The sequence below is a fragment of the Saccharopolyspora sp. NPDC003752 genome (assembly GCF_053605825.1).
This window is the reverse complement of the sequence record NZ_JBSGJZ010000029.1, coordinates 1-24358: the sequence shown is the minus strand read 5'-3', so window position 1 is coordinate 24358 and position 24358 is coordinate 1. Positions and strand designations below refer to the sequence as shown.

Below are 24358 nucleotides of genomic sequence, written 5' to 3'. Positions count from 1 at the left end.
TCAGCCGCGCACGGCGCGGATCGACTCGCGCAGCGAGCCCATCGTCGCCAGGACGGCGGTCGGCTCGTAGCCGCAGTGCGCCATGCAGTTGGCGCAGCGCGGGTCGCGGCCGCGGCCGTAGGCGGACCAGTCGGTGTCGTTCAGCAGCTCCTGGTAGCTGCCCGCGTAGCCGTCGCTCATCAGGTAGCACGGCCGCTGCCAGCCGTACAGCGAATAGGACGGGATGGCCCAGGCCGTGCACTGGAAGTCGGCCTTGCCCTCCAGGAAGTCCAGGAACAGCGGCGAGTGGTTGAACCGCCACTTCTTGCGCCGCCCGTCGGCGAAGACCTTCCGGAACAGCTCGCGGGTCTCGGCGACGCCGAGGAAGTGCTCCTGGTCGGGCGCCTTGTCGTAGGCGTAGGCCGGCGACAGCATCATCTGGTCGACCCGGAGGTCGTTGTTGAGGTATTCCAGCACCTCGATCACCGACTGCGGGGTGTCGGAGGTGAAGAACGTCGAGTTGGTCGTGACCCGGAACCCGCGCCGCTGGACCTCCTTGACGTTGTCCACCGCCTGTGCGAACACGCCCTGCTTGCACACCGAAGCGTCGTGCCGCTCCTCCAGGCCGTCGATGTGCACGGCCCACGCGAAGTACGGCGACGGCCGGAACTTGTCGATCTTGCGGGGCAGCAGCAGCGCGTTGGTGCACAGGTAGACGAACTTCTTGCGCTTGATCAGCTCGTCGACGATCACCTCGATCTCGGGGTGCATCAGCGGCTCGCCGCCCGCGATGGACACCACCGGAGCGCCGCACTCCTCCACCGCCGCGATGGCCTGCGCGACCGGCATCCGCTGCTTGAGCATGCTCGCCGGGTGCTGGATCTTGCCGCAGCCCGCGCACGCCAGGTTGCAGGCGAACAGCGGCTCCAGCTCCAGGGTCAGGGCGAACTTCTCGCGGCGCGCGAGCTTCTGCTTCACCAGGTAAGCGCCGACGCGGATGGCCTGGCGCATCGGAATGCCCATCAGGACACCTCCTCGGGTGCGACGAATCGGTTCTCCGGCAGGACGGCCCGGCCCCAGCGCGGCAGGCACGAGCCGACGGCGTGCAACCGGGCGAGCGCGGCCAGCGCCCGGCTCGGCGTGCCGGGCCGGAGCAGCGGCTGCCGCGCGGTGTCGACCACGACGCGCACGACGCCGAGCGGCCGTCCGCCGGCGGCTTGTGCCAGCACCGCGGACTCCATGTCGACGGCGAGCGCCCCGGTGCGGGCAAGCTCGCCGCGCCGGGCACCGTGCACCACGTGATCGGCGGTGGCGATCGGGCCGCAGTGCACCGGGAATCCGGCGTGGCGCAGGTGCGCCGCCAGCGACGCCGCCAACGGGCAGTGCACGGTGCCTTCGCGCCCGCGGAGCTCGTCGGCCACGATCACGTCGCCGCTGCGGACCTCGGCGGCGACGCCGCCTGCCAGCCCGGCGACGACCAGCACGTCGAAGTCGGCTCCGGTCAGCGCGGCGGCGGCGCGGGCGCTGCGGCGCGGGCCGCATCCGGTGCGGCGCACCGCATCCCGGCCCACGGCCGCCCGCAGGGCCTGGGCTTCGAGGCCCAGCGGAGCACAGATCAGCAATCGCATCGCTGGCCCCCGGCCGCGTGGTACCGCCCGAGCGCGGTGAGCGGGAAGATCACCCGGTACAGGTGGTAGTTGATGTAGAAGTCACCGGGGAACCCGGTGCCGGTGAACTGCGGCTCGTCCCAGCCGCCGTCGGCTCGCTGGGTGTGCACCAGGTGCTGCACGCCGCGGCGCACCGGTTCGGTGTCGTGCCGCCCCACCGCCAGCAGCGCCAGCAGCGCCCACCCGGTCTGCGACGCCGTGGAATCGCCCCGGCCGATCCACTCCGGATCGTCGTAGGAGCGCAGGTCCTCGCCCCAGCCGCCGTCGGCGTTCTGGTGGTCCTCCAGCCATCGCACCGCCCGCCGCAGCGCGCGGTCTCCGGGAGCGAGCCCGGCCCGCACCAGCGCCGGAACCACGGCACCGGTGCCGTAGACGTGGTTGGCGCCCCAGCGCCCGAACCAGGAGCCGTCCGCCTCCTGGTTGTCCAGCAACCACCGCACACCCCGCCGCAGCACCTCGTCGTCGTGGCCCAGCACGGCCAGCGCCTCCACCACGTGGGCCGTCACGTCGGCCGACGGCGGGTCGATGACCTCGCCGAAGTCGCAGAACGGCAGCTTGCGCACCAGCTGGCGGGTGTTGTCGGCGTCGAAGGCGCCCCAGCCGCCGTCCGCGGACTGCATGCCGCGCAGCCAGCGGACGCCGCGCTGCATCGCGCCGCGCACCGCCGCCCGGTCCGGGTGGTCCACCCGGTTCAGCGCGAGCAGCACTTCGGCGGTGTCGTCGATGTCCGGGTAGCCGTCGTTGTCGAACTCGAACGCCCAGCCGCCGCCGGGCGGCAGGTCCGGGCGGCGCACCGACCAGTCGCCCTTGACCCGGATCTCCTCCGCCAGCAGGAAGTCCACCGCCCGGAGCATCGACGGGTGGTCGCCTGGCACCCCCGCGTCGCGCAGGGCCTGCATGCCGAGCACGGTGTCCCACACCGGCGACTGGCACGCCTCCAGCCGCCGCACCGGACCGGCCGGGGTCTGCTCGTGGATCAGGAAGCCGTCCAGCCCGGCCAGGCCGTGCCGCAGCACCGGGTGGTCCAGCGGGTAGCCGAGCAGGTGCAGCGCCAGCAGCGAGTAGACCCACGGCGGCTGGATCCCGCCCCAGGAACCGTCGGCCTCCTGCCGGGCCACGATCCACTCCGCCGCGCGCCGCATCGCGTGCTCGCGCAGCGCCTTGACCGGTCTCCGGTGGTAGCGGTGCAGGATCCGGTCCAGGGAGCGGAAGGCGTACTTCCACGACCACTGTGGACGGACGCGTTCGGCGGGTCTGCCGGTGCGCAGCTCGCGGACGGTGATGCCGAGATCCCGGCGTGGCCGCAGCGTGCACACCACGGTCAGCGGGACCACGGTCTGCCGCGCCCAGCAGCCCCAGTCGGCCACGTTCAGCGGGAACCACTTGGGCAGCAGCACGAGTTCCGGGGGCATCTCGGGCAGTTCGTCCCAGGACCACTCGCCGAACAGCGCCAACCAGATCCGGGTGAACACCCGGGTGGCCTCCAGGCCGCCCCGCGACAGGATCCAGCTGCGCGCCGCCACCATGTGGCCGGCGGCCACGTCGTCGCCGGCCAGCTTGAGGGCGGTGTAGGCCTCCACCGTGGTGGACAGGTCGCCGGGACCGCCGTGGAAGTTCGCCCAGGTTCCGTCGGCGCGCTGCTGCGAGCGGATCCAGCGGGCGGCCTGCTCGGTCTCGCCGGCGGTGCGGATGCCGAGGAACTGCCGCAGCAGCAGGTCCTCGACGTCCATCGTCACGTTGGTCTCCAGCTCGCCCTTCCACCAGCCGTCGGGGTGCTGCAGCGAGAGCAGGTGGTCGCGGGCGGCGGCCAGCGCGGTCCGGGCGTCCGCAGCGGGGACCGCGCGGGCGGCCTGCTGCAACTGATCGGTCAAAGCTTCCTCCGCACGATGAATTCGGCCAGCTCGGTCAGGGATTCGGTCGCGGTGCGCTGCCCGTCGGGCAGCCGCTCGTAGGCGGCGGCCAGCCGCCGCCGGCACTCCAGGCGGGTCCACTCCGCCGAACCGGCGCGCTGCACCATTTCGGCGGCCTCGTGCAGCTGGTCCTCGGTGAGCGGTTCGGCCTGCGCGTACAGCCGGTGCAGGCGGTCCCCGGCCGCGGTCCCGGAGCTCAGCGCGTGCACGACCGGCACCGACTTCTTGCGGGTGCGCAGGTCGGAGAGCACCGGCTTGCCGGTGACCTCGGGATCTCCCCAGAGCCCGAGGAGGTCGTCGACGAGTTGGAACGCCATCCCCAGCTCGGTGCCGAAGGCGTGCAGCCGGGTCACGGTTTCCCTCGGCGCGCCGACGAACAGGGCGCCGATGGAGGACGCGCACGCGAGCAGCGCGGCCGTCTTGTCGTGCGCCATCCGCAGGCATTCGTCGAGCCCCACCGCCGCGCGGCGCTCGAAGTCCAGGTCGGCGGCCTGGCCCGCGATCAGGATGCGGGTCGCGGTGGCGAGCGACAGGGCGGCCGCCGCCGCGTGCCGCGACGGTGCCTCCAGCAGGATCTCGGTGGACAGCGCGAGCAGCGCGTCGCCGGCCAGCAGCGCGGCCGGTTTCCCGAAGACGGTCCAGGCGGTCGGCCGGTGGCGGCGGGAGGCGTCGCCGTCCATCACGTCGTCGTGCAGCAGGGAGAAGTTGTGCACGAGTTCGACCGCGGCCGCCGCCGCCACCGGATCCTCCGCGTCGACGCTGCGCGCGGACAGCAGCACCATCGCCGGCCGCAGGGCCTTGCCGCCACCGCCGTCCGGCGTGCCGTCGGCGTTGCTCCAGCCGAAGTGGTACTCGCACACCCGGCGGGTGTCCGGGTCGAGCCTGGCGGCCGCGGCGCGCAGCGCCGGATCCACCGCCTCCCTGGCCGCGTGCAGGACTGGTGGCAGGACGGTCGTCATGCGGTCACCTCCACGCCGCGTTGCGATCGCTGGTCGAGATCCACTACCTCGGCGGCGTGCGTGCCGCTGAGCACCGCTCCCTCCGTCGTGTCGGGCCAGCCGGTGGCGGTCCACGCCCCGGCGAGCACCAGACCGGGCACCGGAGTGCGGGCCGGCGGCCGGATCGCGGCGGTGCCGGGCGCCTGCCGGAAGGTCGCGTTGGGTTCGCGGGTGACGAAGAAGTCGAGGACCCGCGCGGCGCGGGCGTGCGGGAAGACCTGCCGCAGCGCGGGGACGAACAGGTCGTGGAGGTCCTCGGTGCGGGCGTGGATGTGCTCCTGCGCGGCGGACAGCGAGATGGCCAGGTACTGCCCGCGCGGCGCGCCGGAGATGGCCGTCCGGTCGAAGACCCACTGCAACGGCGAATCCAGCACCGCGGCCATCTCCAGGCCGGTCACCATTCGGTCGTAGAGCACGTGCACGTTGACGATCGGCGCCGCCGACAACCGCTCCCACGCCGCCACGCCCGGCACGGGCAGGTCCGCCACGAGCGGCGCCGCCGAGCGGTGCGGCACGGCGACGACGACCGAGTCGGCGGTCAGCACCGAGTCACCGGCGCCATCCCGCACCGGAATCCGGAAACCCGTGCCCGAGCGGTGGATCGTGCGCGCCTTGCAGCGGACCCGGACGTCGACTCCGGCCGCCAGCAGCGCGCGACGCGACGCCTCGCCGTGCAACTGCCCGAGCGGCACCTGCGGGATCGCGATGTCGGCGCTGTCGGTGGAATCCAGCACGCCGGTGCGGAAGACCTTCGTCGCCAAGGCCATCGACGCGTCCTCGGGCTCGGCGTTGAGCGCCGCCACCGCCAGCAGTCCCCACAGCGCATCGACGGCGCGCGGGGACTCGCCGCGCTGCCGCAGCCACTGCCCGAGGCTGATGTCGTCCAGCGCGGGATCGTCCGGGTCGAGCCGCCGCAGCGCCAGCGCGGTGCGCGCCACCCGCGCGCGTTCCGCCGCCGTCAGCATCCGGTAGTCCAGCAGCGACGGGGCCAGGTGCGCCGGGGCCGGGAGGTTCCAGCGGCGCAGCACCGAAGGCCGGCCGACGGGACTCAGGACCGGGACGCGGAACCGGGGTTGCATGCTGATCGAGTCGGCCACGCCGAGCCGCCGCAGCAGGCCGCGGTAGGCCGTGTAGCAGCGCAGGAACACGTGCTGCCCGGTGTCCACCACTAGCTCGCCGCGCGCGAAGGAGTAGGTCGCGCCGCCCAGCCGCGGCCGCGCCTCCAGCAGCCGGACCTCGAAGCCCAGTTCGGCGCAGCGCAGCGCCGCCGTCACGCCGGCCAGGCCGCCGCCGACCACCACCACCCGCCCCCGGTTCACGGCGCCATCCCCGCCAGCGACCGCGCCGCGACGCCCGCCTTCCGCCAGCCGGACAGCGAGGTCCGCTGCTCCAGCGCGGCGCGCGGGTCGGCGGCGATGCGCGCCAGCAGCTCGTGGTAGATGCCGGCCATCGACGCGCAGCACGCCCGGCTGCGCCGATCGAGCATGGGCAGCAGGCGGAGCCCCTCGGCGTACCACTGCTCGGCGCGGGCGGCCTGGAAGCGGATCAGCCCGTCCCACCGCTGCGGGTCCTCGACCGCGCCGTTGCCCGGCTCCAGCCGGACGCCGAACCGCGCCAGGTCGTCGGCGGGCAGGTAGACCCTGCCGGACAGCTGGTCCTCACGGACGTCGCGCAGGATGTTGGTCAGCTGCAGGGCGACGCCGAGCGCGTCCGCGCGCGCCTCCGCGATGGCGGGATCGATGGTGCCGAACACGCCCAGCGACAGCCGCCCGATCGAGCCGGCCACGCACCGGCAGTAGTGCAGCAGCTCCTCGAAGGTGCCGTACCGCACGCCGCGGACGTCGGCCTCGCAGCCGTCGATGAGCTCGTCGAAGGCCGCCAGCGGGACCGGCAGGCGCGCGGCGGAGTCCGCGAGCGCCACCAGCACCGGGTCGGCGGCGTCGATGCTCGCCGCGTGGACGGCCCGGCGGGCCTCTTTGAGCCGCCGCAGCTTCTCGTCCCTCGGCAGGTCGCCGTCGCCGATGTCGTCGACGCGGCGGGCGAAGGCGTAGACCGCCGACAGCGCCCGCCGCTTCGGCACGGGCAGCAGGCGGATCCCGTAGGAGAAGTTCCGCGCCTGTTCCCGGGTGATCCGCTCGCACTCCAGGTAGGCGTCCCGTATCCGGGCCCAATCGGTCACCAGGTTCCCCCCAACACGTACAACCGCCCCCATTCGGCGAACGTGCGCCACTTGCCCGGCCGCACGTCCACGCGCAGCGGGTCGTGCTTCGCCGCGGCGAACGCGGCCGCGGTGGCGCGGCCGCCCGCGACGTAGCCTGCGACCGCTACCCGGGCCATCCCGGACAGCTCGCCGACCAGCGGCGCGCCCGCTTCGAGCATCCGGCGCGCGCGGTCCACCTCGTACCTGATCAGCCCGCACAGCCGCGTCGAAGCGCCGTCGGCGAGCAGGTCCTGCTCCTGGCAGCCGAAGCGGCGCATGTCCTCGGTCGGCAGGTACACCCGGTCCTGCAGGTAGTCCTCGGCGATGTCCTGGCAGTGCTCCAGGACCTGCAACGCGCTGCACACCCGGTCCGACAGCGTGATCAGCACGGGTTCGGCGCGCCCGAAGACGTGCAGCACCGCTTCGCCCACCGGGTTCGCCGACAGCGCGCAGTAATCGAGCAGCTCGGTGAAGGTGCGGTAGCGCCGCACCCGCTGGTCCTGCCGGTTGGCGTCGATCAACTTGACCAGCACGTCGTACGGGATGGCACACTCGGCAACCGTGGGCGTCAGCGCCTGCAGCATCGGGATCCGGGCCGTTGCGTGGTAGGCGCGCTTGAGATCGACTTCCAGGAAGTCCAGCAGCGCGGCGCGGTTGCCCGGCGCCTCGTCCCCGGCGTAGTCGACCAGCCGGAAGAAGCCGTACAGGGCGTGCAGGTGTCGCCGCAGCCCGCGCGGCAGGATCCGGGAGGCGACCGGGAAGTTCTCCGACCGCATCCGGGCGAGCACCGCGGCACTGCGCGGAAAATCACCCGAACGTGGCATCCCGTCCGCGTGTTCGGAATCCCCGCCGGTCACCGCGCCATCAGGCAGCGACAAGACCATCGACCCTCCTCCTATCCGCCGGCGCAGGAGGCGCAACGGCATCGTATGAGCACCTCAGCGGCACCGCAGGGCGAGCAACGCGCGACCCGTTTTCCCGTGATTCGTAACGCTGTTCGACACTTGGCCAAGCCAATCCACATAGGACTCAAGATCGACGGGCAGCAACCCGATCGGAGCACTCCAAGACCACAGTGGACAGTGCTGATCGCGGGCGCCGGTGATCATGCTCGCGCGGGCGGTTCCGGCGCCTACCGGCATTCGGGTGGCGGGCATTGACATCGGGGCGGCAACCCCACAGCGTTGATCGCAATCTTTCGAGATCAGCCTGGCAGCACGCGTAACGACGAAGCCGCACGCTCGTTCAATGTCCTGAACCATCCCCACGGGGAGGGAGCGCGGGATGTACCGGGGGTTGCCCACCGTCCGAGGCCCGATCAGCGACGCCCTCCTGCAGGCCGGGCTGCTGCTCGACTTCGCCGTGCGCACCGCCGCGGCCGCCTTCCGGTCGGTGCGCCGGGCCCGGTTCAGCTGGACGGAATTCCTGCAGCAGGCCTGGTTCCTGGCCGCCGTCACCACGCTTCCCGCGCTGCTGGTGACCATCCCGCTGGGCGTGGTGGTCGCGCTGAACGTCGGCTCGCTGGCCGGGCAGCTCGGCGCCCAGGGCTACGGCGGCGCGGTGGTGGCGTTCGTGATCGTCGGCCAGGCCGCCCCGCTGATCTGCGCCCTGATGATCTCCGGCGTCGGCGGTTCGGCGATGTGCTCCGACCTGGGCGCCCGCAAGATCCGCGACGAGGTCGACGCGCTGGAGGTCATGGCGCTGCCGGTCATCGAGCGCCTGGTGGTGCCGCGCGTGGTCGCCGCAGCCGTGGTCAACGCGCTGCTGGCCTGCATCGTGCTGCTCGTCGGCATCGCCACCACGTTCCTGTTCCAGGTGTGGGTGCTCGGCGACGCGCCGGGCGCGTTCCTGCGCACGCTGACGCAGTTCTCCCGGGTGCCGGACTTCGTCGTCGCGTTGCTGAAGGCCGCCGTGTTCGCGGTGCTCACCGCGCTGGTTTCCTGCTTCAAGGGGCTGACCGCCAAGGGCGGTCCGGGCGGCGTCGGCACGGCGGTCAACGAGGCCGTGGTGATCTCGTTCATCCTGGTCTTCGTCGCGAACACGGTGATCACCGAGCTGTACCCGGTGCTCGTCCCCGCCAAGGGGGAGTACTGATGGCGCCGCCCCGGTCGCGCTCCATCGTGGACGTGCTCGCCGCGGTGGGGCTGCACTTCACCTGCTACCTCCGGGCGATCGCGGCGATTCCGCACGTGCTGCGCCGGTACCGGCGCGACGTGGCCCGGCTGGTCGGCGAGATCAGCCTGGGTTCGGCGTCGCTGCTGGCCGGCGGCGGCACCATCGGCGTGGTGTTCGCGATGTCGTTCGTCTCCAGCACCCAGGTGGGCCTGGAGGGGCACCGCGGCCTGGACCTGCTGGGCCTGTCCCCCATGACCGGGCTGGCGGCGGCGCTGGTGAACACCCGGGAGATCGCCCCGCTGGTCGCCAGCATCGCGCTCGCCGCGAAGGTCGGCACCGGCTTCACCGCGCAGCTCGGCGCGATGCGCATCGCCGAGGAGATCGACGCGCTGGAGGCGATGTCGGTGCGGTCGCTGCCCTACCTGGTGAGCACCCGGATGGTGGCGGCGTTCCTGTCGGTCATTCCGCTGTACTTGGTGGGGCTGTTCGCCTCCTACCTGGCCACCGGGGTCGCGGTCGTGTCCATCAACGGCGTTTCCGAAGGCACCTACAACTACTACTTCCGGCTCGTCCTGACACCGGAGGACGTGCTGTTCTCGCTGCTCAAGGCCGTGGCGTTCGCGGTCGTCGTGACACTGGTGCACTGCGCGTACGGCTATTACGCCGCCGGTGGCCCGGAGGGCGTCGGGAAGGCCGCCGGGCGCGCGCTGCGCACCAGCATCGTCGCCATCACCGTCGCCGACGTGCTGCTGAGCATCGCGTTCTGGGGAGTGCGCCCGACGCTGCCGGCCTTGGGGATGTAGCTGTGGCCGGGCCGCGACGATCAGCAGCGCGACGCCGCAACGTGCTGGCCGTGCGCGGATTCGTCGCGCTGCTCGTGCTTTTCGTCGCCGCGACCGCGACGGTGCTCGGTGGCGCCGGGGCGTTCCGGTCGGACCCCGAGGTCACCACGGTGCTGCCCGCTGCCGCCGGGCTGATCCGGCCGGAAACACCCGTGCAGTACCGCGGCGTCCGGGTCGGGCGGCTCGCCGGTGTGGAGCCCGGCTCCGGCGGTTCGCGGCTGACGCTGCGGCTGGATCCCGACGAACTGGCCGCCATCCCGGGCGACGTCCGGGTGCGCCTGATGCCGCGCACCGTCTTCGGCGACCAGTACCTGGACCTCGTCGCCCCCGAATCGCCCGGCGGCACCGCGCTGGCGGCCGGGGCGGAGGTCCCGGCGGACGACTCCCGCCCGACGACGCAGCTCTACCACGCGTACACCCGCCTCTACGAACTCGTCGATTCCCTGCAACCGGCCCGGCTGCAGGTCGCGTTATCTGCGCTCGCCGAAGCGCTGCGCGGCAGGGGCGCCCAGCTGGGCGGCGTGCTCGACGACGCCGCGCAGCTGACCGCAGGACCGGCCTTCGACGACCTCGGCGAGGACGTGCACGCGCTCTCCGTGCTCGGCGCGGACATCGCCGCCGCGACACCGGATGCGGTGCGGGCATTGGACGACGCGGTCGCGTTGTCGGGCACGATCGTGCAGCGCAAGCAGGCGATCGGCGACCTGCTCGGTGCGGGGCTCGCGTTCACCGACCGGTCGCAGCGGTTCGTCGACGAGAACGCGCAGCGCATCATCCACATCGTGCGCGCCACCGACCCGATCGCCGAGGTCGTCGGCCGGTACCCCGACGCGGTGCGCAACGGGGTCGGCGGCCTGGACGCGTTCCTCGACGGCGCGAATCGCGCCTTCGCCACCGGATTCCTGAAGATCCGCATGTCCGGAACCCTGGACCGCCCGTACCCGTACTCGCCCGCCGACTGCCCCCGCTACCCCGGGCTGGCTGGGCCGAACTGCGGCGCGGAACAGCCCCGCGGGCCGATCGGGCCAGTGGGCGGTCCGCAGGAGCTCGACGCGATGCGGCAGCTGGCGCCGCTGCTGCCCATCCCGCCCGCGGCGGCCCCGCCGTCGCCCGACGTGCTGGGCCTGCTGCTGGGCCCGGTGGTGCGCGGATCGGAGGTCGTCACGCCGTGAAACCAGCTCGCTCCGCCCTGATCCGGCTCACCGCTTTCGTCACCGCGTCGGTGTTCTCCGGCGTGGTCGTGGTGAACACCCTGACCGATCCGATGACCGGCCCGTCGGTGACCTACCACGCGGTCTTCATCGACGTGACGGGGCTGCAGCCGGGCAGCGCCGTGACCGTCGCCGGGGTGCGGGTCGGCGAGGTCGCCGAAGTGACCGCCCGCGACGGCCTCGCGCAGGTGTCCTTCGACGTGGCCGCCGACCAGCGGATTCCCGCCTCGGGGCTGGCCGTCGTCCGCTACGCGGACCTCACCGGCGCCCGGGCGCTCTCGCTCACCCCGGGGCAGGGCGGGCCGCCGCTGCCGGTCGGCGCGACGATCCCGGTCGAGCGCACCCGCCCGGCGCTGGACCTCACCGCGCTGTTCAACGGGTTCAAGCCGCTGTTCGAGGCACTGGAGCCGGGGCAGGTCAACCAGCTGGCGGCCGAGATCGTCGCGGTCTTCCAGGGCGAAGGGGCCACCGTCAACGCGCTGCTGTCGCGCATCGTCTCGCTGACCGCCACCCTCGCCGGCCGCGACGAGGTCATCGGCGAGGTCATCGACAACCTCAACGCCGTGCTGGGCACCATGAACCAGCGGCGCGACGAGCTGCGCGGCCTGGTCGACGGGCTGGCCCGGCTGGCCTCGGAGACCGCCGCCAGCCGCGAGCAGATCACGGCCGCCATCGACAGCGGCTCGGCGGTGGCCCGCTCGCTGGCGGAGCTGCTCGGCGACCTCGGGCCCGGCCTGTCCCGCGATGTGCGCTCGGTGCGGGAGATCACCGCGATGCTGGTGCGCAACCAGCAGCAGATCGACGGCGCCGTGCAGGAGATGCCCGCGTTCCTCGGCACCCTCAACCGCACCACCAGCTACGGGTCGTGGGCGAACGTCTACCTCTGCAACCTCAGCGTCTACGTCGCCGGTGATCCCGTCGAGCTGGGCGCGGGCCCGCACACGGAGGTGTGCCGATGAGGAAGGTGCTGGTCAACGGCGCGATCGGCGCGGTCGTGGTGCTGCTCCTGCTGGCCGGTTCGGTCGCCGTGCCGCGCGTGCTGTTCCTGTTGCGCACCAACGAGTTCCACGCGGAGTTCGGCAACGCCGCCGGGCTCTCGGTGGGCACGCAGGTCATGGTCGCCGGGGTGCCCGCGGGCCGGGTGACCGAGGTGGCGCTGGCCGGGGACCGGGTGCGCGTGTCGTTCCGGCTCGACGACGCGCACGCCCTGGGCCGCGACACCCGCGCCGCGATCAAGCTGCGCACGGTGCTCGGAACTCGTTACCTGAGCGTGGATTCCGCCGGTCCCGGCCGGCTCTCGCCCGGCGACACCATCGCGCTGTCGCACACCTCGGTGCCCTACAGCCTCGACGAACTCCAGACGGCCGCGAAGTCCACCGCCGAGGGCCTGGATCTCCCGCAGCTGCGCGCCATGATCGACACCCTCGACGAGGTGTCGCCGGACGACCCGCGGCTGCTCGGCGACGCGCTGGGCGGCATCGCGGCCGCATCGGCGATCGTCGGGGAACGCGGCGCGCAGGTGCAGGAACTGCTGCGCGGCACGCAAATGCTGACCACGACGCTGGTCGAGCAGCAGGACACGCTGGTCGCATTGCTCGGCGACGCGCAGCTGATCGTCGACGCGCTGCAACAGCGCCGGACCGTGATCCGCCAGCTCATCACCGACGTGCACACCATCACCGACCAGCTGGACCGGTTGTTCCGGGAGAACCGGGACGTCCTCGATCCGCTGCTGGCGGACCTGCACGCGCTGACCGACTCGCTGGCGCGCAACGACCAGGCCATCGACGAGAGCCTGCGGCGGCTCGGTCCGGCCAGCCGCTACCTGACCAACGCCACCGGCAACGGCCCGTGGGGCGAGGTCACCGCGCCGCTGGGCCCGGTCCCGGACAACGTGCTGTGCGCCGCCGGGCTGTTCAAGGGGTGCCGATGAGCCGCAGAACGCTGATCGCGTGCGTCGCGCTGGTCACGCTCGTCACCGGCGGCTGGTTCGGCGTGCTGGCTCCCCGCGCCGATCTGGAGATCTCGGCCGATTTCGCGCTCGCGGACGGCATCTTCCCCGGCAACCGCGTCGCGATCCTCGGCGTCGAGGTCGGACGGGTCGAGTCGGTGCAGCCGCAGGGCGCGACGGTGCGGGTGCGGATGAGCATGCCCGCGGACATCGCGCTGCCCGCCGACGCGCAGGCCTACATCATGAGCCCGGCGATCATCAGCGACCGCTACGTCGAGCTCGGCCCCGCCTACACCGGCGGACCCAGGCTGGCCGACGGCGCGGTGATCCCGGTGGAGCGCACCCGCTCCCCCATCCGGTTCGACCAGCTCGCGAAGTCGCTGGACGCGCTGCTGAGCGCCGTCGGCCCGTCCGGTGGCGATCCCGGCGTGCTCGACCGGTTGCTGCGCAGCAGCGCGGCGGCGCTGGACGGGCAGGGCCCGCAGATCCGCGACGCGATCACCAACGTCGCGCGGGCCAGCGAGGTGCTGGCCGGCGGCAGCGGCGATCTCGGTGCGCTGCTGGAGAACCTGGACCGGCTCGTGCAGGTCCTCGTCCAGCACCGGGGCACCGTGGAGTCGCTGGCCGCCTCGACCGCGCAAGCGGGAGCGGATTTCCAGGCGCAGCAGCAGGAGATCGGCGACGCCATCGGCAAGCTCTCCAACGTGCTGGTCGCCGTCGACGGCCTGCTGCGGCAGCACGGCGAACAGCTCGGCGGCGACGTCGGCAGGCTCGCCCAGCTCACCGGCACGCTGGCCGCCCGGCAGCAGGAACTCGCCGAAACGCTGGACACGATGCCGCTGGCGATGGACAACTTCGACCGCGCGATCACCGAGGACGAACGACTCCGGCTGCGGCTGAACATCTCCGCCAACCTCAGCCAGTTCGACACCACCGCGCAGCTGTGCCGCCGGCTGCCGCTGCCGCTGTGCACCGGAGCGGGCATCACCAACCCGGTCCCGTTCCCACCGGACGTCGAGCCCCTGCGCGCGCTGCTCGGAGGTGGCCGATGAACCGGTCTGCGCCCGCGATGCTCGCGGCGGTGCTCCTGACCAGTTCGTGCGGGCTGAGCCTGCAGAACCTGCCGGTCGGCGACGGCGGTTCCGGATACCAGGTCACCGCGGTGTTCTCCGACGCCGGGCGGCTGCCGATGGGCGGCGCCGTGCGGATCGGGCAGGCCGTGGTGGGCCGGGTGTCGGACATCGGCACCGCGAACTTCCGCGCCGTCGTGACGCTCGACATCGACCAGGACGTCCGCCTGCCCGCCGGCACCACCGCGCGGCTGGAGCTGGCCTCGCCGCTGGGCGAGGAGTTCGTCATCCTGCAACCACCATCCACATCGGACGGCGAGGTGCTCGGCGACGGGTCGGTCATCCCGATCGAGCGGACCTCCCGGGGCCCGGACGTCGAGAACGCGCTCGCAGCGGTCGCAACCCTGCTCAACGGCTCAGGCCTGGACCAGGCGCGGACCATCGTCACCGAGCTCAACACCGCGCTCGCCGGCCGAGAACAGCAGACTCGGGACCTGCTGGGCCGGTTGGAGCACATCCTGACCTCGCTGGACCGGCACCGCGACGAGCTCACCGGGCTGATCGATTCGGTGCACGCCACCTCCCGGCACCTGGCGGAGAACCAGGCCGTCCTGGACGCGGCGCTGACGCAGGTCCGGCCCGCGATCGACGCGCTGCTGGCCGAGCGCGAGCGGTTCACCGCGCTGCTGGACGACACCGCATCGCTGAGCAACGCCACCACCGCCCTGCTTGACCAGACCGACGAGTCCCTGACCACGCAGGTCGAGCAGTTCCGGCCGGTGCTGGCGGACCTGCAGGCCCTGGACGGCAGCATCGGCACCACGGTGCAGTCGCTGCGCCGGTTCTACGGGTTGTTCCAGCAGGCAGCGCCCGGCGACTACCTGATGTTCAACGGCACGCTCGACGTGCCGGGCACCGTCGTGCAGCTGCTCGCCCCCGGCGCCCCGATGCCAGCGCCCGGCCAGGGTGGCGTGGGCGCGATCCTGCGAGGAGGCACCCGATGAACCGCCGCCTCACCCTGGCGCAACTCGCGCTGTTCCTGGTGATCAGCATCGCGTGCACGTACTACGTGGTCACGAACGTGGCCGGCCCGCAGGCGCTGCGCGAGCCGATGCGGGTCACCATGCGGATGGCCGACAGCGCGTCGATCACGCCGACCTCCCAGGTCACCTACCGGGGCGTGGTGATCGGGACCGTCTCCGACGTGCGGCTGGACCCGGGCGGTGGCGGGGTTTCGGTGCGGCTGGCGCTGAATCCCGACACCAGGGTTCCAGCCGACACCAGGGCGGTGGTCAGCATGGCCACGCCGCTGGCGCTGCAGACCGTCGACCTGCAACCGGAACACGACTCCGGCCCCTACCTGCGCGACGGGAGCGTCATCGAGCGGGATCGGACCGAACGGCCGATGCCGCTGGAAACCATGCTGGTGCACTTCACCGAGCTCAGCGAGCAGCTGCGGCCGGAGGACGTCGCGACGGTCACCGACGCCCTCGCCACCGGGCTGCAGGACGCCGGCCCGGAGCTCGCCCGCATCCTGGACGACTCGGCGACGCTGCTGAAGGTGTTGCGGGACCGGCAACCGCAGCTACAAGGCGTGGTCGACGGGACGCGGACGCTCGTCGGCCCCGACGGCGCGCAGGGCGACCGGATCCGCGACCTGGCGGCGGGCCTGCGCTCGCTGAGCGATCAGATCCGGGACCGCGAACCGGAAATCAACCGGATCCTGGACACCGCGCCCGGCGCCACCAGGCAGCTCGCGGACCTGTTCGCGCGCAGCGACCCGGCCGCCACCGCCCTGCTGGGCAACCTGGTGACCACCAGCCAGATCGTCGCCGTCCGCGCGCCCGCGCTGGAGCAGCTGATCATCTCGCTGCCCGCCGGGCTGTCCGGGCTTGGCGGCGTGGTGCACGGCGACACCGCGGACTTCTACCTCGTCGGCACGCAGGGCCCGATCTGCGCCACGCCGCAGGAACGCCGCTCCCCCACCGAAGTGGCTCCCCGCGAGGCCGGGCTCGACTGGCACTGCCCCGCCGACCAGCCGAACTTCGGCCAGCGCGGCGCGGCCAACGCGCCGCGCCCGGGTCCCTGGTATTCGATTCCGCTGCAAGGAGTTCGCTGATGACCGCCACCGCCACCGCAGCCGATCACGACATCAAGCCCCGACCGCTCCGCAAGCCGCTACCGGTGCTCGCGCTGGTGGTCGTGATCCTGGGCGCCGTCGGCTACCTCGGCTGGCAACTGCTCCAGGAACGCTCGGCCGCGCAAGCCCGCTCCGGCGCGCTGGAGGCGGCCCGCACCTACGCCACCGATCTGTCCACTTACGACTTCAACGAGCTGGACCGGAACTTCGCCGCGGTGACCGCGAACTCGCACGGCCAGTTCGCCGAGCAGTACAAGCAGATCAGCGCCGGGCTCACCGAGCTGATCAAGCAGAACCGGGCGGTCTCGCACGGCTCGGTGCTGTCGGCGGGCATCGTCGAGTCGGATCAGCAGCGCGCCGTGGTGGCGCTGTTCGTGGACCAGCAGATCACCAACGTCAACACGCCGCAGCCGCGCATCGACCGCAACCGCATGCAGATGACCCTCGTGCAGGTCGACGACCGCTGGCTCATCGACGACATCAAGCTGCTCTAACCGGTGACCACGGGAACCAGGTGGGCGCGGGCGAAGGCGCGGGACCGCGCGTCGTCGTCCGCCGGGATGCAGCCGGGCGGGCTGAGCAGCATCGAGTGCGCCAGCCGCACGAACACCTCCGCCGCGGGCTCGGGATCGAAGCTCCGCAGCCGGCCGGCCTGCTGGTGCTCGCGCAGCTTCGCGGCGAGGTAGCCGCGGGCGACGGCCAGGACGGCACCGGCGTCCACGGTCAACGCCGGCAGCGCCGCCGCCGGTTCGAGCGTCAGCAGCCGGTTCAGCAGCGAATGCCCGCGCAGCCCGGTGACGACCGCGACGAAGCACTCCGCGATCTGCTCGGCGGGATCCTCGATGTGGTCGATCCGCTCGTCCAGCCAGGCGAGGAAGACGCGGACCTCCCGCATCAGCACGGCCGCCACGACCGCGTCCCGGTCCGGGTAGCGGCGGTACACCGTGGCGCGCCCGAGCCCGGCGCGGCGGGCGATGTCGCGCATCGTCGTCCGCTGGATGCCGACGTCCTCGAACGCCTCCCGCGCCGCGTCCAGCACTCGATCGTTCGCCGGTTCCGCGAACGGGCGCCGCAACGCGCCTTCCAGCGCGTCGGGCGTCATGTGGCCACCGGGCAGGCCGCCTGCTTCGCCCGGCGTTTGGCCTGGTGGCGGTGGAACGAGTCCGGGCCGAGACCGGCGATCTCGTAACCGTCCGGATAGGACAGCGGATCCGGGGCCACCGGGCGGGAATCCGGCCGGGCCGGGCCCATCCGCACCAGCCCGGCACGCGCCTTCAGCGCCGCCTCGGCGGCCTTGCGGCCGACGCCCGCGACCTGCGGGAAGCCGAACGCGGTCAGCAGGTGCGGCTCCATCAGGAAGCGCGCCGCGCGCGCCACGGCCGGCGACAGCAGGCTCGGATACCAGGCTCCGAACAGCTCCAGCGTCGCGTCGGCGACCCGGCGGCCGCCCGCGTCGAACGCGAAGTGCTCGCGCTCGTAGTCGTCGAAGAGCCGCTCGAACTCCGCGTAGGTCTCCGGGATGCCGGAGAGCTTCATGCCCTCGCCGAGCCGCCGCATCGTGTTGGTGAGCGCCCGCACCTCGCGCGGGTGCAGCTTCCGCCAGCCGAACTGGTCGATCCAGCGCACCGGCGTCACGACGAACGTCGACAGGGTGTAGACGTAGTCCTCGTTGCTGATCCGGAACCTGCCGTGGATGGCGTTGAGCTGCTCCAGCGCCTGCCGCCCGCGGTCGCTCTCGGTGCCCCAGTGGAAGATCTCGAACAGGATGAGCACGGTGTCGTCGTAGCGCTTCTGCGCGGCACGCGTGAACTCGCCGGTGCGGTCGAGCAGGCGGCCGATGCTGGGCACCGCGTAGGTGCGGAACAGCGCGAATTCCAGGGCTTTCGTGATGTCCCAGGGGAATTCGTACTCGGCGAGCAGCCGGTAGATCTCCTCGCAGTCGCGGTCGGGATCGAGTTGGAGGATCCGCTCCAGCCGGTCGAAACGCCTCATTCGCAGCACCTCGTTCTCGGGCGGGTGTTCGACGCCCCGAAGCTATCGACGGTGAGACACCTGGTCAACAGATGTCTCACCGTCCCGCCCCAATGGTCTAACGAGGGCCGTCGGCGCCGTCCAGCTGCTCGATGGTCGCGATCGACGGGCGCTCGGTGCGCTGGAGGTTGCGGGCGACGGCCTCCGCGTCCCGGAGCACGCGCACGGCGTTGTGCCAGGTGAGCTTGGCGAGGTCGGCCTCGGACCAGCCGCGGGTCAGCAGCTCCGCGATCAGGTTCGGGTAGCTGGCGACGTCGTCCAGGCCTTGCGGGGTGAAGGCGACGCCGTCGTAGTCGCCGCCGATGCCGATGTGGTCGATGCCCGCCACTTCGCGCATGTGGTCGAGGTGGTCGGCCACGGTCGCGGCGGTGGCGACCGGCCGCGGCGTGGCGTCCTCGTAAGCCCGCAGCGCCTCCAGCGCCTCGGGGGTCGTGTCCAGCGGGTGGAAGCCCCGCTCGGCTAAGACGGCCTCGGCCTGCTTGCTCCATTCGATCGCCGCCGGGAGCACGAACTTCGGCACGAAGGTCGCCATCGCAACGCCGCCGTTGGCGGGCAGCGCGGCCAGCACGTCGTCGGGGATGTTGCGCGGGTGGTCGCAGACGGCCCGGGACGAGGAGTGCGAGAAGATCACCGGTGCCCGGGTGGCGCGCAGCGCGTCCCGCATGGTGTCGGGGGCGACGTGCGAGAGGTCGACCAGCATGCCCAGCCGGTTCATCTCGCGCACCACCTCGACGCCGAATCGCGTCAGGCCGTTCGCGGCAGGCTCGTCGGTGGCCGAGTCGGCCCACGGCACGTTGTCGTTGTGGGTGAGCGTGAGGTAGCGGACGCCCAGTTCGTACAGGGCGCGCAGGGTGGCCAGCGAGCACGCGATGGAATGCCCGCCCTCGGCGCCCATCAGCGAGGCGATCCGGCCGGCGGCGCGGGCCGCGACGAGTTCGTCGGCGGTGTTCGCCAGCTGAAGGTGATCCGGGTAGCGCGCGGCGAGGGCGCGCACGCAGTCGATCTGCTCGATGGTCGCGCTGACCGCCTTGTCGCCCTGGAACTCGGCCTTGACGTACACCGACCAGAACTGGCCGCCGACGCCGCCGGCCCGCAGCCGAGCCAGGTCGGTGTGCAGCAGCGCCGACTGGTCCTGGGAGATGTCGCAGCGGTCCAGGTCGTAGCCGACGTTCTCGCGCAGCGCCCAGGGCAGGTCGTTGTGGCCGTCGATCACCGGGTGCTCGGCGAGCAGCGCCCGGGCCCGCTCCAGTGCGGCCGTGTCGGTCATCTCCACACCCCAACCTTCCAAAAAATCATCACACCGGGTGAACCTCCGGCGAGCATATCCGGGCTCGGCGGGCCCCGGCGGCGACGCTTCGACGCTGCCTGATCGAATCGACGAATCCCGCCACGGCCCGCACCATCAAGGCATGGACCACATCCCCAGGCAGCAGGACGGCAGCGACCTGCCCAGCGTGCTCGCGGAGTACGGGCACTTGGCGGCGCAGCTGCCGGGCGCGTCGCGCCGCCGCACCGAGGAGCTGCGCGCCCGCCTGGCGGAGCTGGACGAACTGATCGACGAGCACATCGCCCGCCTGACCCCGCCGGTGCGCGATCCCGCGGGGGAAGGTCCAGCGGTCGAGTGGCAGGAGGTCCGCGGCCCGTAGGCGGCGAGCGGATCAGAAGACCGGCGGGTTCGGTTCGCACCGCGGTTCGGGTGCGGTCGGGTCGAGGCTCTGCTCGACGTAGTCGATCGCCCGGCCCGAATAGGTCATGGACAGGTGGTCCGAGGCGTCGATCGCGCAACCGTCCTGCAACGTGATGTTGCGGACCGTCGCGCCTGGTCCGGCGGTCAGGAATGTCGACTCGTAGGGCGTGGTGACCTCGTCGTAGCGGGTCGCGATCACGTGGTAGTCGACGCCGGGCACGGTGTCCCCGTCGGCGTTGAGCTCGGTCATGAACTCCGAGCCCTGCGCCTGCTGCGTCGCGGCCTCGCCCAGCACCAGCTGCCCGACGCCGAGCAGCCGCAGGTGGTCGGCCAGCGTCGCGATGCCGCTGAGGGTGGTGCCGTGGTGCGTCGCGCCGAGCGTGACCAGGTTGCGGACCTTGTTGTTCGCGGGATCTTCCGGGTCGGCGCCGCCTTCGGCCTTCAGGTACTGGCGGGGCACGACGCCACCCTGGGAGTGGCCCACGATGTCCACTTGGGACGAATCGGTGGCGGCGAGCACCTCGTCGACGAAGTCGGCGAGCTCGGCGGCGGAGCGGCGGATGTCGCCGGTGCCCTTGACGGCCGGGTGCAGGCCGGCGCCGTTGTCGTCGGAATCGCCGTAGTCGAGCCCGAAAACGCAGTAACCGTCCCGTTTCAGCGCCGGGGCGAGTTCAGCGAAGTTGTTGTACCGGTTCTCCCAGGTGCCGTGCACGAGCACCACGGGACGCGGGTGCTGCGGGGTCGGCCGGCAGGACCAGTCGTTGGTGCCCGGGGCGTCCACGTCCGGGTTGAGCATGGAGAACCCGAAAGCGTGCGGGAAGCTGTGCAGCTCCGGGCCTTCGGGGCTGCGCTCGGCCGCGCTCACCGATGTCGCGCCGAGCATCCCGGCGGCGGTCAGGGAGCACAGCATGAGCATGCGGTGCCGACGGCTGATCGTCATTGATCCTCCAGGCGATCGTCGTGATCGCGACAGATGCTACTCGCCAGTAGGGATCTGATCGGCAGAATCGACGGCCTAATCCGTTGGGCCGGCAGCCGTATTCCGGGCCTTCGCCAGCGCGGCCTGCGCCCAGGGCACCACGACGAAGCCGCGTTTGACGGTCAGGACCTCCACGTTCGCCTGCCAGCTGCGGACCCCGTCGATGCGGCCGAGGGTGCCGGTGACGAAGCGGTAGAGGTCCGCGGTGGTCGGCATGATCACCTCGCAGACCAGCGAGTACTGGCCCAGCAGAGCGGCGACGAACCGAACGCCGCGATGCTCGGAAAGCCGCGCGGCAACGGCTTCCAGCTTCGAGGGCTCGACGGAAACGAACAGCAGGACCTCGGCCCCGTACCCGAGCGCGGCGGCAGGCACGAGTGTCACGGTCTCCACGCAACCCTGGCGGAAGAGCGCCTCACAGCGCCGCCGCACGGTGCTCTCGTTGACGCCGAGCTGCTTGGCAAGGCTCTGGAAACCGGCGCGACCGTTCTCGTGCAGCAGCGCGACGATCCGGCCGTCGAGCTCGTCGAAGTGCGAGTCTTCGCACAAGTGCAGCGTGCGTGGCTCGGACCGCACACCGGAGCTGCTGAGGAGCTGGCGACTCCAGTCCTGCCCGATCTTGTAGGTGTGCAGCACGAGGTCGGCGACGCTGTCCCGCACCCACGGGATGCCCTGCAGCTCTTCCACCAGCAGTGCGTGCAAACCGGCCCCGTTCGGGACCTGGACCTCGACGATCAGGTCGTGTTCGCCGGTCAGCACCGCCAGGAAGCGGACGTCCGGACGGTCCGCGAGCGCAGCGGCCGTCGCCAACTGCTGACCGGCCGCGCAGGACACCCGGACCAGGAACAGGTCGCCGTCGCCGCCCTGCTGCAGCCTGGTCAGCGTGGTGATCCGCACGATCCCGCCGGCCAGCAGCTGCTGCGCGCGCCGGGCCACCGTGGTCACCGAGGTGCCCACCACGCCCGCGATGTCTGTCCAACTCGCCCGGCCGTCGACCTGCAGGGCGGCCACGATCCGGCGATCGAGGTCGTCTAGCTGCTCCACGGCGGGCTACTGCTGCTCGTCGACGAAGCGCCGCGAACGCCGCTCTATGTCGGAGAAGTGCCTGGCCATCTCCCCGGCTGCCGCGTCGCAATCACCGGCGCGAATGGCGTCGACGATGCGCTGGTGCTCGTCGCCGATCTCGTCGCGCACCACCTCGGGCGGATCGATCTCGGATTCCACGCGGTGGTAGACGGTCCAGAACAGGTCGATGAGCTGCACCGCGATCTCGTTGCCGACCGGCCGGTACAGCGCCTGGTGAAACCGCCGATCCGCCTCGACGACGTCACCGCTGCGCATCTCGGCGATGCACGACTCCAGCTCGCCGATCAGCTCGTCGTCGGCGCGCTGCGGCACCTCGGAGATCAACGCGGTCTCCAGGATCCGCCGCAGCTGGAGGAAGTCGGCCAGCGTGGAGGCGTCCTGCCGAGCGGACTGCCGAGCGCGGAACAGCAACCCGGGTAGCAGCGCGGTCACCGGCGCCTCCCCTACGAAGGTCCCGTACCCGTGCCGGATGTCCACGATGCCGAGGGTGTGCAGCGCCCGCAGCGTCTCCCGGATGGAGTTGCGACTAGCGCCGAACTGCGCCATCAGCTGCGGCTCGCTCGGCAGCGGAGCGCCCGGCGGCAGCCCGGACTCCAGGATCAGGTCGACGACCTTGTCCTGAAGCAACTTGCCGCCACCCGCCATCAAGCCCTCCACCGATCAAGCACCACCAACGTTGCCCGAACATCCTACGTCCGACGTCCTCCGCGCGACCACACCCACCTGGGCATCATGCCGCGCCCGCCGGGTCCCGTGGTGCGGGGATGAGCTCCCGGAGGTACTCCCGGTGTTGGGTGGGCAGTGCTGTGCCGCCTGGTCTGGGTGTTCGTCTGGGGTCCACTGTGGGCGGTGGGATGAACTCGGGCCTCCCATCGCGCATGGTGATGTCCCAGCGTTGGTTGTGAAGCGTGCGGTGATGGTGACCGCAGAGCATCACCATGTTGTCCACGTCGGTCGCACCACCGTCGACCCAATGCTGAACGTGGTGCGCTTCCGGTGTCCCCGGCGGCCGGTCACACTCCGGGAACGCGCACACGCCATCGCGGCCGAGTAGTGCGGTTCGAATGTGGGTGGGTGCGGTTCGTTTCGCCCTGCCCACATCCAACGGGAGGCTGTCGCCATCGAGAACGATCGGTAGGATTTCGGCGTCGCAGGCGATGCGGCGTGCGTTGTGGGCGGTGATGGCGCGTTCGGTGTTGAGTGTGCCGGGCATGCCGTCCTCGCCGATGACCTCCAAGCCCCGCTTCAAATCATCGAAGTCGATGGCGATGGTCATCTGCGGCCGCTGCCCGCCGGTGCGGGGCGTCCCGTCGTGGTCCAGTGCCAAATCCAGCAACGCGGCGAATCCGTCGGCGTTGCGCTGCCCGGTCGTGCTGGGGTCTTTCTCGCCGTCGATCTCGGGCCGGGGCGCGGCCAGCGGTTGCATGAGCGCAGCGAATTTCGCCCCCGTCTCGCGGTCCAGTTTCGCTTTGATGACGGTCATCCCGTCCCGGGTGGTGCCGTAGTACAACTCCCGTGCTTCGTGCTGGGTTTCCTCATCGCGGTACGCGCCGTCCTGGTCGAGGAGGTAGCGGATGCGTTCGGCGAGTTTCTCCAGTTCCCTCGGCGGCATCGTCCGCGCGTACCCGGCGAGGGTTGTTTCGACCTCGGCGACCTGGTGGCAGCGGGCGTACTCGGGTAGGCGGCGGATGCTGTTGACGATGACGCGCGTGTGGTCCAGTCCGATCGCGCCTTCGGCCAGGGCTTGAGCCGTATCGGGCAGATCAGGGGGCATGGCCTCGCCATATTGGGTCCGTCGGTCTTCGACGTTGCGGGCGACTGTGACGCGGGTTTTCGCGTCACGCGGGTCGATGTTGAGCAGCCCCTGCAACCAGACCTGCAGCGATCGGGCGGTGGTCTCGGCATGAATGGCCCGGTGGTCGGCTTCGGCGATGTATTGCAGCTGTTCCCACATCAGCACCCGCATCTTGGCTTCTAGTTCTTGGATGCGGGCCGCGAGTTCGGCATCGGTGCATGACACCGCCGACTGTTGAGGCAGGGCCTGCACAGTCGTGTCCTGGGTGTTCAGTAGCGGTGTCATGCCACAATTGTCCCGCACTAGAACACGTGTTCGCACGTTTTTGTGGTCGCTTGATCAGGTGAAACACCCCGCCACAATCCGCAAAAACCCGGCCGCCCCAACGAAATCCATGCACGACACGCCGAAGGCGACCCCATCCACCACCAAGACCGCGCCGCCATCGGCCGTGCGTGCCACGCGCCCGGCTTCCGAGGAGTCAGTTTCCGCAAAATCAAGCCAACCCCACGCGACCGGACCCCTGTGACGGATCAACCCGAAACCAAACCCCCACCGGCCTCAACAAACCCGAAAACGCCCACCCCGCAACGCAAGCCGCCAACGGACCAGCCCACTCCGGGCCATCCCCGCGATACAAAGCCGAACCGGGGCTGCGGGTCGGATGTCAAGCCTGAAACCCCGAAGGGGCGGCCGC

24 protein-coding genes are annotated in these 24358 nt (G+C 71.5%); 10 read left to right on the top strand and 14 right to left on the bottom strand.

The window, feature by feature from the left end:
* Genes hpnH through hpnC form a run of 7 tightly spaced genes read right to left on the bottom strand, consistent with a single transcriptional unit; the run spans window position 1 to window position 7638 of the window.
* A complete protein-coding gene (hpnH, locus tag ACWEV3_RS30470) occupies window positions 1–1002 on the bottom strand; it encodes an adenosyl-hopene transferase HpnH (protein ID WP_452617169.1) in 1002 nt (333 codons plus the stop codon).
* Window positions 1002–1607 (bottom strand): phosphorylase family protein, encoded by a 606-nt coding sequence (locus ACWEV3_RS30465; RefSeq protein ID WP_452617168.1) that lies wholly within the window; start codon window positions 1605–1607, stop codon window positions 1002–1004. Before ACWEV3_RS30465 ends, hpnH begins: the two co-directional genes overlap by 1 nt.
* Complete coding sequence (gene shc / locus ACWEV3_RS30460) at window positions 1595–3517, bottom strand: squalene--hopene cyclase (RefSeq protein WP_452617167.1); 1923 nt, start codon at window positions 3515–3517, stop codon at window positions 1595–1597. Before shc ends, ACWEV3_RS30465 begins: the two co-directional genes overlap by 13 nt.
* Complete coding sequence (locus ACWEV3_RS30455; protein WP_452617166.1) at window positions 3514–4515, bottom strand: polyprenyl synthetase family protein; 1002 nt, start codon at window positions 4513–4515, stop codon at window positions 3514–3516. Before ACWEV3_RS30455 ends, shc begins: the two co-directional genes overlap by 4 nt.
* On the bottom strand, window positions 4512–5873 hold the full coding sequence (gene hpnE / locus ACWEV3_RS30450) for a hydroxysqualene dehydroxylase HpnE (protein WP_452617165.1): 1362 nt from the start codon (window positions 5871–5873) through the stop codon (window positions 4512–4514). Before hpnE ends, ACWEV3_RS30455 begins: the two co-directional genes overlap by 4 nt.
* On the bottom strand, window positions 5870–6733 hold the full coding sequence (gene hpnD, locus ACWEV3_RS30445; protein ID WP_452617164.1) for a presqualene diphosphate synthase HpnD: 864 nt from the start codon (window positions 6731–6733) through the stop codon (window positions 5870–5872). The genes hpnE and hpnD overlap by 4 nt, the downstream gene beginning before the upstream one ends.
* Complete coding sequence (gene hpnC / locus ACWEV3_RS30440; protein ID WP_452617163.1) at window positions 6730–7638, bottom strand: squalene synthase HpnC; 909 nt, start codon at window positions 7636–7638, stop codon at window positions 6730–6732. Before hpnC ends, hpnD begins: the two co-directional genes overlap by 4 nt.
* 400 nt (window positions 7639–8038) lie before the next feature.
* On the opposite strand from hpnC, the gene ACWEV3_RS30435 reads away from it, so the two are divergent.
* Genes ACWEV3_RS30435 through ACWEV3_RS30395 form a run of 9 tightly spaced genes read left to right on the top strand, consistent with a single transcriptional unit; the run spans window position 8039 to window position 16577 of the window.
* Window positions 8039–8848, top strand: a complete 810-nt coding sequence (locus ACWEV3_RS30435; RefSeq protein WP_132491342.1) for an MlaE family ABC transporter permease — start codon at window positions 8039–8041, stop codon at window positions 8846–8848.
* A complete protein-coding gene (locus ACWEV3_RS30430) occupies window positions 8848–9672 on the top strand; it encodes an MlaE family ABC transporter permease (RefSeq protein WP_358578931.1) in 825 nt (274 codons plus the stop codon). Before ACWEV3_RS30435 ends, ACWEV3_RS30430 begins: the two co-directional genes overlap by 1 nt.
* Window positions 9673–9674: 2 nt before the next feature.
* Window positions 9675–10883 carry an MCE family protein gene (locus ACWEV3_RS30425; protein ID WP_452617162.1) on the top strand — a complete coding sequence of 403 codons (1209 nt, stop codon included), beginning with the start codon at window positions 9675–9677 and terminating at the stop codon, window positions 10881–10883.
* Complete coding sequence (locus ACWEV3_RS30420) at window positions 10880–11881, top strand: MCE family protein (RefSeq protein WP_452617161.1); 1002 nt, start codon at window positions 10880–10882, stop codon at window positions 11879–11881. The genes ACWEV3_RS30425 and ACWEV3_RS30420 overlap by 4 nt, the downstream gene beginning before the upstream one ends.
* Window positions 11878–12855: an MCE family protein gene (locus ACWEV3_RS30415; RefSeq protein WP_452617160.1), complete on the top strand. Its 978-nt coding sequence runs from the start codon at window positions 11878–11880 to the stop codon at window positions 12853–12855. The genes ACWEV3_RS30420 and ACWEV3_RS30415 overlap by 4 nt, the downstream gene beginning before the upstream one ends.
* Window positions 12852–13925, top strand: coding sequence for an MCE family protein (locus ACWEV3_RS30410; RefSeq protein ID WP_452617159.1), 1074 nt, complete (start codon window positions 12852–12854; stop codon window positions 13923–13925). The genes ACWEV3_RS30415 and ACWEV3_RS30410 overlap by 4 nt, the downstream gene beginning before the upstream one ends.
* Window positions 13922–14947 carry an MCE family protein gene (locus ACWEV3_RS30405; protein WP_452617158.1) on the top strand — a complete coding sequence of 342 codons (1026 nt, stop codon included), beginning with the start codon at window positions 13922–13924 and terminating at the stop codon, window positions 14945–14947. Before ACWEV3_RS30410 ends, ACWEV3_RS30405 begins: the two co-directional genes overlap by 4 nt.
* Entirely contained in the window at window positions 14944–16062 is a 1119-nt protein-coding gene (locus ACWEV3_RS30400) for an MlaD family protein (protein ID WP_452617157.1), read from the top strand. The genes ACWEV3_RS30405 and ACWEV3_RS30400 overlap by 4 nt, the downstream gene beginning before the upstream one ends.
* Window positions 16062–16577 carry a hypothetical protein gene (locus tag ACWEV3_RS30395; RefSeq protein WP_452617156.1) on the top strand — a complete coding sequence of 172 codons (516 nt, stop codon included), beginning with the start codon at window positions 16062–16064 and terminating at the stop codon, window positions 16575–16577. Before ACWEV3_RS30400 ends, ACWEV3_RS30395 begins: the two co-directional genes overlap by 1 nt.
* Here ACWEV3_RS30395 and ACWEV3_RS30390 read toward each other — a convergent pair.
* From ACWEV3_RS30390 to ACWEV3_RS30380, 3 genes are all read right to left on the bottom strand, one after another.
* The gene (locus tag ACWEV3_RS30390; RefSeq protein WP_397525459.1) at window positions 16574–17185 is read right to left on the bottom strand and encodes a TetR/AcrR family transcriptional regulator; all 612 of its coding nucleotides are present in this window, start codon (window positions 17183–17185) and stop codon (window positions 16574–16576) included. The genes ACWEV3_RS30395 and ACWEV3_RS30390 overlap by 4 nt on opposite strands.
* Entirely contained in the window at window positions 17182–18075 is an 894-nt protein-coding gene (locus ACWEV3_RS30385) for an oxygenase MpaB family protein (protein WP_452617155.1), read from the bottom strand. Before ACWEV3_RS30385 ends, ACWEV3_RS30390 begins: the two co-directional genes overlap by 4 nt.
* 97 nt (window positions 18076–18172) lie before the next feature.
* Window positions 18173–19381, bottom strand: coding sequence for a dipeptidase (locus ACWEV3_RS30380; RefSeq protein WP_452617154.1), 1209 nt, complete (start codon window positions 19379–19381; stop codon window positions 18173–18175).
* A gap of 142 nt (window positions 19382–19523) precedes the next feature.
* Here ACWEV3_RS30380 and ACWEV3_RS30375 point away from each other — a divergent pair, with 142 nt between their 5' ends.
* The gene (locus ACWEV3_RS30375; RefSeq protein WP_452617153.1) at window positions 19524–19760 is read left to right on the top strand and encodes a hypothetical protein; all 237 of its coding nucleotides are present in this window, start codon (window positions 19524–19526) and stop codon (window positions 19758–19760) included.
* Between the two features lie 12 nt (window positions 19761–19772).
* On the opposite strand, the gene ACWEV3_RS30370 is transcribed toward ACWEV3_RS30375, so the two are convergent.
* The 4 genes from ACWEV3_RS30370 to ACWEV3_RS30355 form a co-directional block, all read right to left on the bottom strand.
* Window positions 19773–20741 (bottom strand): esterase/lipase family protein, encoded by a 969-nt coding sequence (locus tag ACWEV3_RS30370; RefSeq protein WP_452617152.1) that lies wholly within the window; start codon window positions 20739–20741, stop codon window positions 19773–19775.
* Between the two features lie 75 nt (window positions 20742–20816).
* Entirely contained in the window at window positions 20817–21824 is a 1008-nt protein-coding gene (locus ACWEV3_RS30365) for an Lrp/AsnC family transcriptional regulator (RefSeq protein WP_452617151.1), read from the bottom strand.
* A 6-nt stretch (window positions 21825–21830) separates the two neighbouring features.
* Window positions 21831–22511, bottom strand: coding sequence for a FadR/GntR family transcriptional regulator (locus tag ACWEV3_RS30360; protein WP_452617150.1), 681 nt, complete (start codon window positions 22509–22511; stop codon window positions 21831–21833).
* 85 nt (window positions 22512–22596) lie between these two features.
* Window positions 22597–23946 carry a DUF222 domain-containing protein gene (locus tag ACWEV3_RS30355; protein ID WP_452617149.1) on the bottom strand — a complete coding sequence of 450 codons (1350 nt, stop codon included), beginning with the start codon at window positions 23944–23946 and terminating at the stop codon, window positions 22597–22599.
* Window positions 23947–24358 lie beyond the last annotated feature (412 nt).

What these genes read in the sequence shown, in the direction of transcription:
- hpnH (WP_452617169.1), bottom strand. Translation starts at nt 1,002, where the DNA reads ATGGGCATTCCGATGCGCCAGGCCATCCGCGTCGGCGCTTACCTGGTG.
- ACWEV3_RS30465 (WP_452617168.1), bottom strand. Translation starts at nt 1,607, where the DNA reads ATGCGATTGCTGATCTGTGCTCCGCTGGGCCTCGAAGCCCAGGCCCTG.
- ACWEV3_RS30455 (WP_452617166.1), bottom strand. Translation starts at nt 4,515, where the DNA reads ATGACGACCGTCCTGCCACCAGTCCTGCACGCGGCCAGGGAGGCGGTG.
- hpnC (WP_452617163.1), bottom strand. Translation starts at nt 7,638, where the DNA reads ATGGTCTTGTCGCTGCCTGATGGCGCGGTGACCGGCGGGGATTCCGAA.
- ACWEV3_RS30435 (WP_132491342.1), top strand. Translation starts at nt 8,039, where the DNA reads ATGTACCGGGGGTTGCCCACCGTCCGAGGCCCGATCAGCGACGCCCTC.
- ACWEV3_RS30430 (WP_358578931.1), top strand. Translation starts at nt 8,848, where the DNA reads ATGGCGCCGCCCCGGTCGCGCTCCATCGTGGACGTGCTCGCCGCGGTG.
- ACWEV3_RS30415 (WP_452617160.1), top strand. Translation starts at nt 11,878, where the DNA reads ATGAGGAAGGTGCTGGTCAACGGCGCGATCGGCGCGGTCGTGGTGCTG.
- ACWEV3_RS30410 (WP_452617159.1), top strand. Translation starts at nt 12,852, where the DNA reads ATGAGCCGCAGAACGCTGATCGCGTGCGTCGCGCTGGTCACGCTCGTC.
- ACWEV3_RS30405 (WP_452617158.1), top strand. Translation starts at nt 13,922, where the DNA reads ATGAACCGGTCTGCGCCCGCGATGCTCGCGGCGGTGCTCCTGACCAGT.
- ACWEV3_RS30400 (WP_452617157.1), top strand. Translation starts at nt 14,944, where the DNA reads ATGAACCGCCGCCTCACCCTGGCGCAACTCGCGCTGTTCCTGGTGATC.
- ACWEV3_RS30395 (WP_452617156.1), top strand. Translation starts at nt 16,062, where the DNA reads ATGACCGCCACCGCCACCGCAGCCGATCACGACATCAAGCCCCGACCG.
- ACWEV3_RS30390 (WP_397525459.1), bottom strand. Translation starts at nt 17,185, where the DNA reads ATGACGCCCGACGCGCTGGAAGGCGCGTTGCGGCGCCCGTTCGCGGAA.
- ACWEV3_RS30385 (WP_452617155.1), bottom strand. Translation starts at nt 18,075, where the DNA reads ATGAGGCGTTTCGACCGGCTGGAGCGGATCCTCCAACTCGATCCCGAC.
- ACWEV3_RS30380 (WP_452617154.1), bottom strand. Translation starts at nt 19,381, where the DNA reads ATGACCGACACGGCCGCACTGGAGCGGGCCCGGGCGCTGCTCGCCGAG.
- ACWEV3_RS30375 (WP_452617153.1), top strand. Translation starts at nt 19,524, where the DNA reads ATGGACCACATCCCCAGGCAGCAGGACGGCAGCGACCTGCCCAGCGTG.
- ACWEV3_RS30370 (WP_452617152.1), bottom strand. Translation starts at nt 20,741, where the DNA reads ATGACGATCAGCCGTCGGCACCGCATGCTCATGCTGTGCTCCCTGACC.
- ACWEV3_RS30360 (WP_452617150.1), bottom strand. Translation starts at nt 22,511, where the DNA reads ATGGCGGGTGGCGGCAAGTTGCTTCAGGACAAGGTCGTCGACCTGATC.
- ACWEV3_RS30355 (WP_452617149.1), bottom strand. Translation starts at nt 23,946, where the DNA reads ATGACACCGCTACTGAACACCCAGGACACGACTGTGCAGGCCCTGCCT.